Raw genomic sequence first — 15,275 nt, 5'->3', positions numbered from 1 at the left:
TAAATAATAAAAAAATTTTTCATTATTAATAAAATAAAAAAAAAAAAAAAAAAAAAACCCAAAAAAATAAAAATATTTTTTTTTTTTTTTTTTTTTTTTTTTTTTTCCGGCGCCCCCCCCCCCCCCCCCCGAAACCTGAAAATAAATAGGAAGATTTAAAAAGTATTTAATAAAGCTTAGAGAGGACCGTAATTTACGTTTCAAGATTCAACATGTGTAGTGAATATAATTAAAGAATTTAGAGTGAAATAAAAGCGATCAAAAACCTTCTAAAAAGAGAGTAATTTTAATTAAATATACGCTGTCGTAATGCAATAGTTTCTGGCAGGATGGTAAAAGCGTGGTTATCATCAAGACAATATGAGCCTCCACATGCTTGTTCTATAGTATCTGGATGTAATTTTCCGCCAAATGTCTTTTTCAGCGGATCTCTTTCTAATTTTTTCATGATGTAATTATATTTGAAAAGGTGAAAATGTAATATTTATAGGTGTTATATTGGTTTAACATAATAAATTAAATTTATTAATGTTTAAACTATTATGAAGAGTAATAGTTAGATTTATTAGAAAAAGGGATTGTGTCGATATAATGTATTATTTAGAAAGTAATAATTTTTATTTCTGGCTTAAAGTGTATTATTTGTTTAATTTTCAATTAATTAATAATTTTATTGTTTTGAAATAAGATAAAAAATGTAAAATTTTATTATTTATGGCATAGTACTTGGATATAGAAATTCAACATAAAAAAATAAACACAAAGGGAAACCAAATATTCCCGGCGACATCCGGTAATATTTTAAACTGAAACCACACCACAAAATATTAATTTTTTCATTTAATCCTCAACTTAGGTTGAGGGTTTTTCTTTTAGGTTTGGATATTTTGTTGGAAGAGATTATGACAAATAATTTCAAACATGTAGACACAAAAAAGGACACAAAATAAAATACCTCTTTGTAATCTGCTTGTTTATAGCATAATACAAAGAGGTTAGAGGTACCTAGCGGATTCGAACCGCTGTAGATGGTGTTGCAGACCACTGCCTAGCCGCTCGGCCAAAGTACCATGATTTACCATTTTTGAGGTGTGCAAATATAGCAAAATATATTATTCAACAAAAATTTTCGGGTAATTTATTTAGCGCCGATGCTGTTTATATCGTCTTTTGTCTGTTTTTCAGCGAGATAATTTTTAATATTAATAACTCTGGTATCACTCCAGTTGTCATGCCATCCATCTACTGTGAAAAAAGAGAAAGGTTCAAAGGGAACAAGTCTTGAGATATTTCTGATTAGATACTGATTAAAAGATGGGGGAGTTCCATCAGTTGAAATAACTCTTGAGCCTGTAATGTATTTTCCGATTGTCTTTCCGTTAGTGAAATATTCCATCAGAAACGTATATAGAAAATAAATAAGAGAAGTCAACAAAATATCTTCAAATCGATTCATACTTGAAATTTTGTCACCCATTTCTACGAAAAATGTTATATTAAAAAGTTGATAAACAAAAGCTGAGAAAGCCCCGTAGAATACAAAGAGAAGAAAAATAATAACTCTGTCGATAAGCAGGTGAGCAAATCTTGTCCACAAAGAAACTTTGTGTCTTTCAATAATTCGTAAATATTTTTTCATGGTTTGGTAGATAGTTTTTTATTTTTTTAGATTCCGCTTACAGATAATTTTAAACTTGCACTGGTACTTATGACTGCTGTTATTCCTGTATTGTTTAAAAGAATATTTGCCGGTTTCAGGCTGTAAACCTTACCATTCATTTTTAATCCTTTATAATATTCTTTGTTAAATGTTTCTTCAATACTCTTTTTGGAGGCGTCTACCAGATCCTGAGTAGGGATACCATATTCATCCTCAATCATTTTTACAATTTTACCCCTGAAAAGTAAAGTAGCGGTCTTCTGTAAAATATTGGCTGTTCTTAATTTGAATTTTGTATTAGACAAAACAATTTTCTTTTTTGCATCATCATACACAGGAATTCCGGAAATAAAAGCGGTACCTTTTACATAACCTTCCGTATTGGCTTCAATCATAATTCTGTCATCAACGCCATATACCCGGATATCTTTAATTTTGACCTTAGAGCCCTGCATTTCGTATTCTTTATTCAGAAACATATTCCGTGCAATAGCACTGGCTTCTGTAAACGGAATATTAGTTGTTGTCTGAAGCGAAAAAGTATCTCCGAGATTAGAACTGTAATTAAAATTTGTTGCTGAATTAATCAGGGGAGAAGCTGCTGGCTTACTTCCTGTAAAAGTTTCCGAATATACATCAATACCAATATTGGTATCAATCTGGTTTCCATAAAATTTTAATGGAGCAAAATTGATTGTAACCGGAGTTATTTTAAGCCAGGTATTGTATTCTTCAGAAATATTAAAGGGCTGCGAAAAAACATTCCATGCCATGACAGCATATTGCTGAAAATTTAACTGAGCTGAAAGCTGTTGATCAATTGTTTTAGAAAATTTTTCCTGTTGTTCCTTTAAGCTTTTTTCAACCAGAGCGGTAATAGGAATTTTTATTTTTCCATAATCCAATACAGGCTTTGTTACCCACCTGAAACCGTTAGGCTGTGTGTTGGTGAGGATAGTCCAGTTATTTTTAAAACTTAAAGTAGTATTAAAAGACATTACTGTTTCAAAAGTTGTATTCTGATAGGTGTACACTCCCAATGTGCCGATTCCTTTTTCGGCCCAGATTTTTAAAGGAACCTCAATCAGTATATTTTGATTGGTACCTCCAACCAGCCGGATAGGACGGGTTTTCCAGACCTTCACTTTAAACTGATCATTATCGTTGTCTGTATACGAATCGTCCTGATAGATCAGATCTTTTACGGAAGCATTGATCAGGTTACTCACTTCCGAAAGCGGAATAGTCACCGGCATCGTAATACTGGATTTAACCTTTGGAAAATTGTAATTTGCCAGTTGGTTATCAACATTCTGCCCGAAGATGTTGATAAATAGTGATAGAAATAATAATGTGATGAATTTCAAATTTGTATGTTTTTATAAAAATAAGAATAATTAATTTTCCGGTTTAAAACTTTTTTCCAACTCAATACTTGCTCCTTTCATTTCACCTTTCATAGGAGGAGCTGTTTTGGTGATTTTAAGTTTAAAATAATCAATCTGAGGAAAATTTTGATGGATTTTAGAAATGATTCTTCCGGCTACATGCTCCAGCAGTTTTGATTTGATTTTCATTTCGGTATGAATGATTTCATTAATGTCAGCATAGCTGATCGTATCATTAAGATCATCAGATTCTGATGCTTTCCAAAGGTCTGTATGAAGTTCAATATTAATAAGATAATAAGTTCCTATAATGTTTTCTTCAGGCAAAACCCCATGATAGGCATATATTTTAAGATCTTCAAGATAGATTTTACTCATTGTTTAATTTTTATTAAGCAAAAATCGCCTTAATTCTTCAAAATCAGAATTAATTTCTACAGTTTTTTTCTCTCTTTTTATTAAATCCTGTAATGAATCCGGAATTTCTACAGTAATCTGTGTTGCTTTTTCTACGGGATCAGGGAATTTTACAGGATGGGCAGTTCCCAATATAAATCCTTTTTTATCAGGATATTCTGTTAAATACTTTTCTAAAGAAGCAAAGGCTACAGCTGTATGAGGGTCTAATATATAATTGTATTTTGAATATACATTTTTTATCGTTTCCAGTGTTTTTTCATCATCAACAGAATATCCGGAAATTTTATCTTTAACAGCATCAAACTGATTTTCAAAAAGCTCTAAAATTCTCACAAAATTACTCGGATTTCCCACATCCATAGCATTTGAAAGGGTAGCCACGGTTTTTTGAGTATTTATTTTTTGAGTTTTTAAATAATTCGGGAATACATCATTTTCATTGCAGGCAGCTATAAAATGTTCGGCAGGAAGGCCTCGGAAATGAGCCAGAAGCCCAGCGCAGATATTTCCAAAATTCCCACTTGGAACACAAATGACGGGATTTTTATTTTCATTTTTTTGCCATTGTTTTAAAGCCAGCAGGTAATAAATCTGTTGAGGAAGCCATCGTGCTACATTAATTGAATTGGCGGAAGTTAAAAATAGCTGAGTATTAATTTCTTCATCTGAAAATGCCTGTTTAACTAAATTTTGACAGTCATCAAAACTTCCGTTAACTTCTAAAGCGTAAATGTTTTCGCCTAATGTTGTCAGTTGCTTTTCCTGAACAAAACTGACTCTGTTTTTAGGATAAAGAATCACGACATCGATTCCCTGGGCCTTATAAAAACCATTCGCAACAGCTCCACCCGTATCGCCGGAGGTAGCCACTAAAACAGTCACCTTTTTGTTTTTGTTTTTCAAAAAATAAGATAAACAACGGCTCATAAATTTTGCGCCAATATCTTTAAAGGCTAGGGTAGGACCATGAAAAAGTTCCAATACATAAATCTGGTCATTGATTTTTTTTAAAGGAATATCAAAACTGATGGTTTCCGAGATAATTTCTTTCAGTTCTTCCTCAGGAATGGTATCGCCAACAAAATCTTTCATGCATTGGAAAGCAATTTCTCCATCAGTTAAATGCTGCAGATTGCTGATGAAATCTTCATTAAACTGAGGGACTATCTCCGGAAAAAATAATCCTTTTTCTTTTCCCTGTCCTTTTATCGTTGCCGTTTTAAAGTCAACAACTTCTTCTTTGTTTTTTAAATTATAATAATTCATTTCTGTCTTTTAAAGGTTAATTTTCTTCGATGATCTCAATTCCGGTAGGATTAATTTTTGATACATAAACAAAGCTTTCGATATCAATTTGATGATACACGGATTCCATCATTTGAGCAATTTTATAAGCTGTCTCCTCTTTCTCAGTCAGCATGAAAATTGAAGGCCCCGAACCTGAAATTCCACCACCCAAAGCTCCCAATTTCAGACTTTTTGTTTTTATGGTATCAAATTGCGGAATCAGAATACTGCGGACTGGCTCTACAATGATATCATTTAAGCTCCTTCCGATTAGACTGAAATCATTTTTTTCGATTCCGGCAATCAGTCCCGCAATATTTCCCCATTGCTCAACGGCATCTTTCAATAAAATATTTTTCTTTAAAATCTGTCTCGCATCAGACGTTTTTACTTCTACCTGAGGATGTACGGCTACCGTAAATAAATCGGGACTGTTTAAAGGAATAATATCAATGGGATGAGATGATTTTACCAAAGAAATTCCACCATAAATAATAGGGGCAATATTGTCTGCATGCCGTACTCCGGAAGCCAGTTCCTCCCCAAACATGGCAAAATGAACGAGCTCATTTTTCGACAGATTGTTTCCTAACAAACGATTGGCTCCAAAGGCGGCTCCGGCGGCACTGGCCGCACTGGAGCCCAGCCCGCTTCCCGGTTTTATATTTTTATGGATGATGACTTCAAAACCGTTTTTTAAATTCAGTTCTTCAATCATTTTCTGTAAAACAACACCGGCAACATTTTTTGATGCTTCCTCAGGAAGATTAAAATCATCAGTGTGCCTGATTATTACTTCAGGCTCTTCCAGTATTTTTAGCTCCATTTCATCATAAGGCTGATGAATGGCCATCCCCAAAATATCAAAACCACAAACCAGATTGGCAACCGTTGCTGGGACTTTTATTTTTATATTTTTCATTTTTGTTATTTTAAATTGAACGTACAATATCTGCAAAAACTCCACTCGCTGTCACTTCAGCACCTGCACCTGCACCTTTTACGACCAACGGTTGCTCAGAATATCTTGAGGTTTTCAAAATGACAATATTATCCTTTCCATATAGATGATAAAGATCACTTTCAGGAGCTATGTGCTGCAATCCGACTTTTGCTTTGCCGTTTTCAAATTCCGCAACATACTTTAAAATTTTATGATCACTTTTAGCTTCAGTAAATAAACTTTTAAAATGATCTTCATATCGGGTAAGTGCCTTATAAAAATCATCAACACTACCTTGCATACATTCTTCGGGAAGAAAACTTATATTTTCAATTTCATCAAATTCTAAAGCATTTCCAGACTCCCTGGCTAAGATTAATATTTTTCTCGCAACATCAGTTCCCGCAAGGTCTAATCTTGGGTCCGGTTCTGTAAATCCTTCTTTTTGGGCAAGGGCAACTACTTCAGAAAAAGTTTGATTTCCATTGTAATTATTGAAAACAAAATTCAATGTTCCACTTAATACGGCTTTAATAGAAGTGATGGTGTCGCCGCTTCTTATTAAGTCATTAATGGTTCCGATAACAGGAAGCCCGGCTCCGACATTTGTTTCAAAGAAAAATTTACAACTGTGGTTGCGGGCGATATTTTTTAAATTTTTATATTTTTCAAAGTCAGAAGAGGCTGCAATTTTATTGCACGCGATGATGTTTACACTTCTTTTTAACAAGTCTTCATAGGCTTTTACAACTTCTGAACTCGCTGTAATATCTACAAAAACAGAATTTCTCAAATTTCGGGCAATAATTTCCTGAGAAAACTTCTCTACAGAAGATTCCTGACTATCTTCAATCCAATGATCATATTCCGTCTCAGAAATTCCTTTGTCTGAAAAAATCATTCTCCGGCTGTTGGATAGTCCTATAATTCTTAAATTGATTAAAAGATTTTCTCTAAGGTATTTATTCTGCTCAAAAATTTGCTGGATCAGTTTTGACCCTACATTTCCTGTTCCACAGATATAAAGATGCACCTGTTTGATCTCAGATTCAAAAAATTCTTCGTGAAGGACATTGACGGCCTTTTTAATATCTTTATCTGAAATCACGATACTGATATTTCTTTCCGAAGATCCCTGAGCTATAGCCCTGATATTAATACCGTTATTTCCTAAGCATCCAAACATCTTTGCACTTACACCGCTTCTGTTTTTCATGTTTTCCCCTACCAAAGCGACAATAGAAAGCCCTGATTCTATTTTAACAGGTGAGATTCTTTTTAACTGTAAATCGTCTTCAAATGAAAGGTTAATTGCATTTTCAGCATTTAAAATATCTTTTTCATTAATAGCAATGGTAATAGAATGCTCCGATGAACTTTGAGTGATAAGAATAACATTAATTTTTTCCTGACTCAGACACTGGAATAATTTTGCCGAGATCCCTGGAATGCCCACCATTCCACTTCCTTCAAGAGTAAGAAGAGCAATTTTTGACATATTTGAAATTCCAACCGCGATTTGCTGTTTTTCAATATCTGATTTCTCTAAATTATAAGAAATAAGAGTTCCGCGAGCTTCCGGATCAAAAGTGTTTTTAATATGAAGATCAATATTTTTGATCATTACCGGCTGTATTGTTGGTGGATACAGAACTTTCGCCCCAAAATGAGAAAGCTCCATTGCTTCCTGATAAGAGATTTCGGAAATTGGTTTTGCATCAGAAACCAGCCTTGGATCAGCGGTCATCATTCCGCTTACATCTGTCCAGATCTGGAGTTCTTCAGCTTGTAGTGATGCTGCAATAATGGAAGCGGTATAATCTGAACCGCCTCTTCCTAGAGTGGTTGCGTTTCCTTTTTCATCTTTAGCAATAAACCCTGGCGCAACGATAATCTGATGGTGGTTTTCTTTAAAAAACTGGTTGAGGCTGTGTTCTGTAATTTTAAAATTTACTTTAGCATTTGTAAAGTTATCATTGGTTTTAATGTAATCTGCAGAGTTCATCCAGATACAGTCCAATCTTTCAAAATTCAATCGGGCAGCTATAATATTGGAGGAGAGAAATTCTCCATAAGAAGTCAGTCTGTCTTTTATTTTTCCAGTGAATTCACCTAAAACGAATATTCCATTGCAAATATCCTCAATGTCGTTAAAGTGTTTTTTGACAAAACTCAGCCATGAACTCTGTTCCATAATGGGAATGATTTCTTTAACTAAGTTTAAATGTTTTTCTTCTAATTTTTTAATAAGTTCAATATAGCCTTCATCGCTTTTAGAAGCATTTTCGGCCGCTTTTATTAACGTATCTGTGACGCCGTGTAATGCAGATACTACAACAACAAGCTGATGAGTTGAAGATTCTTTTTTTATAATATTTTCTACTTTCAGAATATTTTCTGAGTTGGCGACAGAAGTGCCGCCGAATTTCAGGACTTTCATCATTTAAGATTTTTGAAGTTAAAAGATAATGGAATGTTTACTCTTAAAAAAAAGAGCACAGGTGCCGGAAATGATATGTGAAAATGTACCCCGTTATGGGGTAGTTGTAGTTGTTGTAGCAATAATGGAAACAAAAGATACTTCCGAAATAGAAATATTCGGAATAGAAATATCAGATATGTTTCTTAAAAAATTCATTGTTACCTGAACAAATGTACAAATTATTTTGAAACACAAATTAAGCTTTGTACTAATTATTATTTATTGAATATGATTTAACATAAAATAATATTTATCAATATTTAGTGATTTAATTGATTTAATTCTCTATTTTTAAAGAAGTTAACAAAATAAAACTAAAATTCTATGAAAAAACTAAAAAAATTAGAACGCCCCGATTTAAAATCTATCGTTGGTAGTAAGGGGGATGACTGTCAGGTTGATTTGGATTGCGGACCTGCCGGTTGTGCAGTGTGTGTAACGCTAAGACCGGGTAATAAAACCTGCATGTTTCTTTTTGAACCATCATTATGCCCATTTTAAAAGAGCAAATTAACCATGACTATTAAAATTATACTATGAAAAAAAACTTACAGAAACTAAACAGAAAAAGTCTAGAACAGATTAACGGTGCCGGAATACCGCCGATTTCACATTGTAACGGATGTCCCACAGGTGCTTTTGGACCTAATGATACACATTCTTGTGAAGCCTACTGGAATCTTCCGGAAACTTGCAGAAAGTGTGTATTGGTCAGTATGGATTGTTTTCAGCCTATCGGAGCGATTGATCTTCTAAAATAAATTACCATGAGAAATCTGATAAAAATAAAAAGAGAAAATTTGAAATCAATTAACGGAGGGGCGATCTGTAATTATGTGTGCCCACCGGGACCGTATGGTCCGGGATTTCCAAAATCATGTGCTGATTATGATGCCTTGCCGGCATGTTGTAAACCTAAGGTATTGCTTAGTTTTGAATGTGCTCCTGACTAAATTTTACCAATAATAATCAAAATAAAATTACTATGAAAAATTTAAGAAAATTAGACAGAAAAAATCTCAGAACTATAACAGGCGGTTTAACAGATTGTAATGTAGATTCAGATTGCGGACCAACCGGTTGTGCTATTTGTACGGATTTTAAAGGAGGCCGCAGGGTTTGCCTTTATTTTTATGATCCTTCAGACCCAAGAGGATGTCCTATTATTGATCCGATCTAACAATAAAAAAGCACTGTTTTTACAGTGCTTTTCATTTATTTTATACTTTTCGAAAGATCGAGCATTGCTTCAATAGGCTTAAGTGCTCTTAAACGAAGTTCTTCGTCGATTAGAATTTCCGGAAGCTCATATTTCATGCATAAATATAATTTTTGCATGGTATTACGCTTCATGTAGAAACATTCTGAGCAGTTACAGCTTTCATCAAAAACCAGAGCAGGGATCAGTTCTTTATGCGGCGCTCGTTTTTTCATTTCGTGAAGAATTCCTTCTTCTGTAGCGATGATAAATCTTTGGCAGTCATCCTGTTCTACGAAATTCAGAAGAGCTGAAGTTGAACCGATGTAATGAGCCAGTTTTAAAACTGATTCTTCACTTTCAGGGTGTGCAATTAATTTTGCATCCGGATTGTCTGCCAGCTGTTTCGCAATTCTCTCCATTGAAAAAGCTTCATGAACTACACAGCTTCCGTCCCAAAGGATCATATCACGACCTGTTTTTTGAGATAAATATCGTCCCAAATTTTTATCCGGAGCGAAAATAATCGGTCTGTCTTTCGGAAGAGCTTCAATTACTGTTTCTGCGTTTGAGCTTGTTACAATGATATCACTTTCAGCTTTAGTTTCTGCGTTACAGTTGATATAGGTTGCAATTAAAGCATTCGGGTGCTGCTCACGCATTTTTCTTAATCCTTCCCCTGAGCAGCCGTCTGCTAAAGAGCATCCCGCCATAGTATCAGGAAGAACAACTTTTTTTGTAGGATTTAAGATTTTGGCTGCTTCAGCCATAAAATGAACTCCGCAGAATACGATCATGTCAGCATCAGTATCTTTTGCCTGCCTTGCCAACTGTAGAGAATCCCCTAAGAAATCAGCAATATCCTGAATTTCTCCGGGCTGGTAATAATGCGCCAAAATCACCGCATTCTTTTCTTCCTTGAGTTGAAGAATAGCTTTTACCAATTCCTCACCTTCAGGAATGATAAGGTTTTTGATATCCAAAAATCCCCTTACCGGAATCGCAGATTTAGCTTTTTCTAATGTTTCGGTACTCATATCAACCTCAATGTTTTAGAATCAGAAATTAGAAGTTAGAAATTAGAAATTAGAATTTTGACGTTTTTTATTAAACCTCAAACTTCCATCATCCATCTTCCAGCCTTTAACCCCCAATAAAATTTTTTATTAAACTTTCTATTTCTTCTTTTGCAATATTCAAATCGGAATTAATCACGATTTTATCAAATTCTTTAGCATAGGACATTTCTTCTTCTGCCTTTGCTACACGGGTTTTGATGGTTTCTGCATCATCTGTGTTTCTTGAAATCAATCTTCGTTCCAATTCTTCAATGGAAGGCGGTTCAATGAAAATGGATAACGCTTTTTCTCCAAAATATTTTTTTAAAGAAATACCACCTTTTACATCAACATCGAAAATAACCACTTTCCCCTGATTCCAGATTTTTTCGACTTCAGATTTTAAAGTACCGTAATATTTATCAGTATATACTTCTTCAAATTCTACAAAAGCATCTTCCGAAATTTTCTGTCTGAACTCATCAGGACTCAAAAAATGATAATCTACTGAATGAACTTCGGTTCCTCTGGGCTGTCTTGTGGTACATGAAATAGAGAACTGAAGTTCATCAAATATTTCCAAAGAATGTTTTACTAATGTAGTTTTTCCGCTTCCCGACGGTGCTGAAAATATAATAACTTTATCCATTTTTTTAATTATGAATTACAAGTTATGAGCTATTGAAATCATGTTAAAAAAGGAACTCATAACTCATCATTAATAACTTATAACTTTTACAAAACGTTTAACGTCTGTTCTTTAATTTTTTCTAAATCATCCTTCATCATCACCACCAGTTTCTGAATGGCTGCATGATTGGCTTTGGAACCTAATGTATTAATCTCACGACCAATTTCCTGAGAAATGAATCCAAGTTTTTTTCCATTGAAATCTTCATTATCCATTACTTCCTTGTAATATTTCAAATGCTGGGCAAGTCTTACTTTTTCTTCTGAAATATCAAGTTTCTCTGTGAAATAAGCCATTTCCTGATAGAAACGCGTTTCATCAACATTTTCAAATTCTTTTAAAGATTTTTGATAACGCTCTTTTACAGCGACAATTCTTTCCTCTTCATAAGGAATGACTTCAGAGAGGTTTTTATCGATATTCTGAATATTTCTTTCTAATTCCTCGTGCAAAATTTTGCCTTCTGTTCTTCTGAACTCTTCAAAACGGTCTACAGCAGCATTTACAATCTTTGCCAGTGCTTCCCATTCACCTTCCGACAATTCGTCCGGTCTGGATGTGATGGCGTCTGGAAGTCTTACTGCCATTTTAAGATATTCAAAATCAGGTCCGTCAGAAGCAATATTACGAAGCTCATTCATGTAAGAATCAATCAAACTTTTATTGATTTTCACATCATTGGTCTCTTCAAGATTCTCTATATTGATGTAGCAGTCTACTTTTCCACGGATTATTCTATCGTTAAGAATTTTTCTTACCTCAAATTCTTTTTCTTTATATCTCAAAGGAATTTTAATATTCAAATCAAAGCTTTTGCTATTCAGTGATTTAATATCTATTGTAATCTTTTTTCCTTCAAAAACATCTTCGGCTCTGCCGAATCCGGTCATTGATAAAATCATAGTTTTTTATTGTCGTACAAAGATAAACATTTAAGTCTATAGTTTAACTAATGTCGCATGGGCTGCAAGTTGGATGTAGGAAGCGGGAAGGTTGTCTTAATATATAAATTATATCCAATTTTAACTTCCAGCCTCAGGCTTCCATCTTCCAGCCAATTAAATAAACTCATTTTCGTAAATTAGCGCTGTGAAAAAGAAAAATTTAATTTCTGTTGTAGGGCCTACCGGAATTGGAAAAACGAGATTGGCGATTGATTTGGCTAAACATTTCAATACAGAAATTGTTTCCTGTGATTCGCGCCAGTTTTTTAAGGAAATGAAAATCGGAACCGCCTCTCCATCCCCGGAAGAATTGGCGGAAGCACCTCATCATTTTATTGGAAATCTTTCGGTTGAAGAATATTATTCTATCGGCCAGTATGAGGAGGATGCTTTAAAAAAGCTCAGCGAACTTTTTGAAAACTACGATACTGTTATTTTGGTTGGCGGAAGTATGATGTATGAAAAAGCGGTGATTGAAGGTCTGAACGATTTGCCGGAAGCTGACGAAAACAATCAGAAAAAATTACAGGATATTTTTGAAAACGAAGGTATTGAAAAACTGCAACAGCTATTGAAAGAGCTGGATCCAGAGTATTTTGAGGTTGTAGATTTTCATAATCACAGAAGGCTTTTGAGAGCTATTGATGTCATCTGGCAGACGGATAAAAAATATTCTGAATTAATTGCCGTTTCACAGGATTCCAGAGATTTTAAAACGATCAGAATCGGAATTGAAGCTCCGAGAGAAGAATTGTACGACAGAATCAACAGGAGAGTGGATATTATGATGGAGAAAGGTCTGCTGGAAGAAGTGAAAAGTTTAGATAAGTTTAAACATCTTACGGCTTTGAACACGGTTGGTTATGCCGAACTTTTCAAATATTTTAACGGGGAATGGGAATTGGATTTTGCGATTTCTGAAATTAAGAAAAACAGCAGGAGATATGCAAAACGTCAATTGACCTGGTATCGCAAAGCGGATGATATTCACTATTTGCAGTTGGGATATTCTGACTATGATTTTAATAATTTGATTGAATATATTAACCAGAATACATAGCAAAACAATAATATGATGATTCAAATAAAAAACTTTATCAGTGATTTCGATTCAGAAGTTTTTATTAGTGAAAACAAATTTCCATGGGAAATAATCAATTAGTTAGAAGGTTTAATAATTGAAAAGATTAAGACTTTATCTTCAGAAGATTATATTATAAATGGAAATGTAGCGATTCATAAATCTGCAGAAGTTGAGCAGGGAGCCATTTTAAAAGGTTCTCTAATAATCGGTGATAATTGTCGTGTTGGCTCCTATGCTTATTTAAGAGGTCCGATATTTCTTGGAAAAACTGTTAATATTGGCCCAGGTTCGGAGATTAAGCAATCTGTAATCCTGGATAATTCTGCCATTGCACACTTCAATTATATTGGTAATAGTATCATTGGAAAAAATGTGAATTTTGAAGCGGGCTCTATTTGTGCCAACCATTTCAATGAAAGGGAAGAAAAGAATATTTTTGTTAAATATAACGATCACATAATTTCTACAGATACCAATAAATTTGGATCGTTGGTGGGCGATAACTCTAAAATCGGAGCTAATGCAGTCTTGTCTCCGGGAACTATTTTGGATAAAAAAACAATTGTTAAAAGATTAGAATTAATTGAACAGGTAGTTGGATAAAAAAATGCGATCCCGAAAGACCGCATTCCATTAACAATATAATTTTAATTTACTACTTCCAACCGCCACCTAACGCTCGGTATAAATCTACAATACTGCTTAATCTCTGTCTTTTTACAGAGGCAAGATTCAGTTCTGCCTGTAGAGAATTTCCTTGAGCTGTTATTACTTCTAAATAATTTGCCATTCCGCCTTTATAAAGCATTTCGGCACTTTTAATTCCATTTTTTAAGGTTGCTACCTGTTCGGTTGCTTTTTGTTCCTGAACTTTTAAACTCTCGTTCGAAACCAGAGCATCAGAAACTTCACCCACTGCATTTAAAACAGACTGACGGAACGCCAGAACGTTTTTATCCCTCTGGATTTTAGCAACATTAAGGTCCGTTTTCAATTGTCTTTTCTGGAAAATAGGCTGAGTCAATCCTCCTAAAACAGATCCGAACAGAGAGGCTGGAATCTGAAACCAGTTGTCAATTTTGAATGAATTTACCCCTCCGTTTGCTGTAATTTTCAATGCAGGATACATATTTGCCTGAGCAATTCCTACGATTGAATTAGATTCCAACAATACCAATTCCTGCTGACGAACATCCGGACGACGGCTCACCATTGCCGCAGGAAGTCCTGTAGAAATATTCTGTGGTAAAGAAGTATCAGACATTTCAATGGTTCTGTTGATCTTATTTGGATTTTCACCCACCAAAATACTTAATGCATTTTCCTGAATCGCAATATTCTGTTCCAACTGGGTGATCAAAAGTTCTGTCGACTGTTTCTGAGCAGTAGCCTGCTGCACTCCCAGAGAAGTTGTATCTCCACTTTGCCACATTTTTTCTGTGATGGATAAAGTATTGGTGCTTAATTCCAAGTTTGAGGTGGCAATTTGTAATTGTTTGTCAAGCATCAATAAATTATAATATCCTTGAGCAATCGCTGCTACAACTTGTGTCTGAATGGCTTTGGTTGCTTCATAAGTCTGCAGATACTGCATTTTTGAAACCTCCTGCTGGTTTTTTATTTTACCCCAAATATCAGCTTCCCAAGAAAGATTAAATGCTGCATTATAATCTTCAACATGACTTTGACCTAAAAATAAATTTAAGCTTTGTCCGTTCATGCTGTTTTTTGAAGGTTTTGAAATTTGTGCAGACACTCCGAAACCTACATCAGGATATTGAAGAAATTTCGCCTGTTTCAGTTTCTCCTGTGAAGAAGCCACCTGTTTTAAAGCAATCTGTAAATCGTAGTTGTTTTTAATGCCTTTTTCAATTAATCCCTGTAAAATAGGATCGTTGAAAAATTGTTTCCACTCCAGATTCGCTACACTTGCTGTATCTGCAGTAGCTGTGTACTGGAATTTTTCAGGAAGCTCAAGCGCCGGCTCCGTGAATGCTAATTTAGACACACACGAAACTGAGCCTAGAGCCAATATAAAGGTGAGAAAAATATTTTTTATTCTTTTCATAGTTTTTAAACTTTTAATTGAATACAAAACTTTGAGGGTTTTTTATTTATGC

The 15,275-nt window shown here is 34.4% G+C and carries 19 protein-coding genes and 1 tRNA gene; 6 read left to right on the top strand and 14 right to left on the bottom strand.

Annotated features, from left to right (window positions below; genetic code table 11):
* From M2373_RS14755 to thrA, 9 genes are all read right to left on the bottom strand, one after another.
* On the bottom strand, positions 1–204 hold a 204-nt coding region (locus tag M2373_RS14755; RefSeq protein WP_259111806.1), incomplete at its 3' end, for a hypothetical protein.
* Positions 205–286: 82 nt separating this feature from the next.
* On the bottom strand, positions 287–448 hold the full coding sequence (locus M2373_RS14750; RefSeq protein WP_259111805.1) for a hypothetical protein: 162 nt from the start codon (positions 446–448) through the stop codon (positions 287–289).
* Between the two features lie 551 nt (positions 449–999).
* Positions 1,000–1,070 (bottom strand) — tRNA-Cys (locus M2373_RS14745).
* 68 nt (positions 1,071–1,138) lie between these two features.
* Positions 1,139–1,639, bottom strand: a complete 501-nt coding sequence (locus tag M2373_RS14740; RefSeq protein ID WP_259111804.1) for an RDD family protein — start codon at positions 1,637–1,639, stop codon at positions 1,139–1,141.
* Positions 1,640–1,665: 26 nt separating this feature from the next.
* Positions 1,666–3,027: a DUF4403 family protein gene (locus M2373_RS14735; protein ID WP_259111803.1), complete on the bottom strand. Its 1,362-nt coding sequence runs from the start codon at positions 3,025–3,027 to the stop codon at positions 1,666–1,668.
* Positions 3,028–3,057: 30 nt separating this feature from the next.
* Positions 3,058–3,426: a dihydroneopterin aldolase gene (gene folB, locus M2373_RS14730; protein ID WP_259111802.1), complete on the bottom strand. Its 369-nt coding sequence runs from the start codon at positions 3,424–3,426 to the stop codon at positions 3,058–3,060.
* A gap of 3 nt (positions 3,427–3,429) precedes the next feature.
* Positions 3,430–4,734: a threonine synthase gene (gene thrC / locus M2373_RS14725; RefSeq protein ID WP_259111801.1), complete on the bottom strand. Its 1,305-nt coding sequence runs from the start codon at positions 4,732–4,734 to the stop codon at positions 3,430–3,432.
* 16 nt (positions 4,735–4,750) lie between these two features.
* Positions 4,751–5,677 carry a homoserine kinase gene (locus M2373_RS14720; protein WP_259111800.1) on the bottom strand — a complete coding sequence of 309 codons (927 nt, stop codon included), beginning with the start codon at positions 5,675–5,677 and terminating at the stop codon, positions 4,751–4,753.
* Positions 5,678–5,687: 10 nt separating this feature from the next.
* Positions 5,688–8,138 (bottom strand): bifunctional aspartate kinase/homoserine dehydrogenase I, encoded by a 2,451-nt coding sequence (thrA, locus tag M2373_RS14715; protein WP_259111810.1) that lies wholly within the window; start codon positions 8,136–8,138, stop codon positions 5,688–5,690.
* Between the two features lie 366 nt (positions 8,139–8,504).
* On the opposite strand from thrA, the gene M2373_RS14710 reads away from it, so the two are divergent.
* Genes M2373_RS14710 through M2373_RS14695 form a run of 4 tightly spaced genes read left to right on the top strand, consistent with a single transcriptional unit; the run spans position 8,505 to position 9,360 of the window.
* Positions 8,505–8,681, top strand: coding sequence for a bacteriocin-like protein (locus M2373_RS14710; RefSeq protein ID WP_259111799.1), 177 nt, complete (start codon positions 8,505–8,507; stop codon positions 8,679–8,681).
* A 35-nt stretch (positions 8,682–8,716) separates the two neighbouring features.
* A complete protein-coding gene (locus M2373_RS14705; protein WP_259111798.1) occupies positions 8,717–8,941 on the top strand; it encodes a hypothetical protein in 225 nt (74 codons plus the stop codon).
* A gap of 6 nt (positions 8,942–8,947) precedes the next feature.
* A complete protein-coding gene (locus tag M2373_RS14700; RefSeq protein WP_259111797.1) occupies positions 8,948–9,133 on the top strand; it encodes a hypothetical protein in 186 nt (61 codons plus the stop codon).
* Positions 9,134–9,165: 32 nt separating this feature from the next.
* Entirely contained in the window at positions 9,166–9,360 is a 195-nt protein-coding gene (locus tag M2373_RS14695) for a bacteriocin-like protein (RefSeq protein ID WP_259111796.1), read from the top strand.
* Positions 9,361–9,395: 35 nt separating this feature from the next.
* Here the strand turns inward: M2373_RS14695 and nadA are convergent, their stop codons facing one another.
* The 4 genes from nadA to M2373_RS14675 all read right to left on the bottom strand — a co-directional run bounded on the left by nadA (position 9,396) and on the right by M2373_RS14675 (position 12,199).
* Entirely contained in the window at positions 9,396–10,415 is a 1,020-nt protein-coding gene (nadA, locus tag M2373_RS14690) for a quinolinate synthase NadA (RefSeq protein ID WP_259111795.1), read from the bottom strand.
* Positions 10,416–10,521: 106 nt separating this feature from the next.
* Positions 10,522–11,085, bottom strand: a complete 564-nt coding sequence (gene gmk, locus M2373_RS14685) for a guanylate kinase (protein ID WP_259111794.1) — start codon at positions 11,083–11,085, stop codon at positions 10,522–10,524.
* A gap of 86 nt (positions 11,086–11,171) precedes the next feature.
* Entirely contained in the window at positions 11,172–12,029 is an 858-nt protein-coding gene (locus tag M2373_RS14680; RefSeq protein WP_259111793.1) for a YicC family protein, read from the bottom strand.
* Between the two features lie 47 nt (positions 12,030–12,076).
* Positions 12,077–12,199 carry a hypothetical protein gene (locus M2373_RS14675; RefSeq protein WP_259111792.1) on the bottom strand — a complete coding sequence of 41 codons (123 nt, stop codon included), beginning with the start codon at positions 12,197–12,199 and terminating at the stop codon, positions 12,077–12,079.
* Positions 12,200–12,216: 17 nt separating this feature from the next.
* On the opposite strand from M2373_RS14675, the gene miaA reads away from it, so the two are divergent.
* Both miaA and M2373_RS14660 read left to right on the top strand, forming a co-directional pair.
* Positions 12,217–13,131, top strand: coding sequence for a tRNA (adenosine(37)-N6)-dimethylallyltransferase MiaA (miaA, locus tag M2373_RS14670; protein WP_259111791.1), 915 nt, complete (start codon positions 12,217–12,219; stop codon positions 13,129–13,131).
* 396 nt (positions 13,132–13,527) lie between these two features.
* On the top strand, positions 13,528–13,758 hold the full coding sequence (locus M2373_RS14660; protein WP_259111790.1) for a hypothetical protein: 231 nt from the start codon (positions 13,528–13,530) through the stop codon (positions 13,756–13,758).
* A gap of 52 nt (positions 13,759–13,810) precedes the next feature.
* On the opposite strand, the gene M2373_RS14655 is transcribed toward M2373_RS14660, so the two are convergent.
* Positions 13,811–15,223, bottom strand: coding sequence for an efflux transporter outer membrane subunit (locus M2373_RS14655; RefSeq protein WP_259111789.1), 1,413 nt, complete (start codon positions 15,221–15,223; stop codon positions 13,811–13,813).
* Positions 15,224–15,275: the final 52 nt, after the last annotated feature.

Origin of the sequence: Chryseobacterium sp. JUb7, from assembly GCF_024806495.1 — a bacterium.
Taxonomy (GTDB): domain Bacteria; phylum Bacteroidota; class Bacteroidia; order Flavobacteriales; family Weeksellaceae; genus Chryseobacterium.
This window is presented reverse-complemented; position numbering and strand designations above follow the sequence as displayed.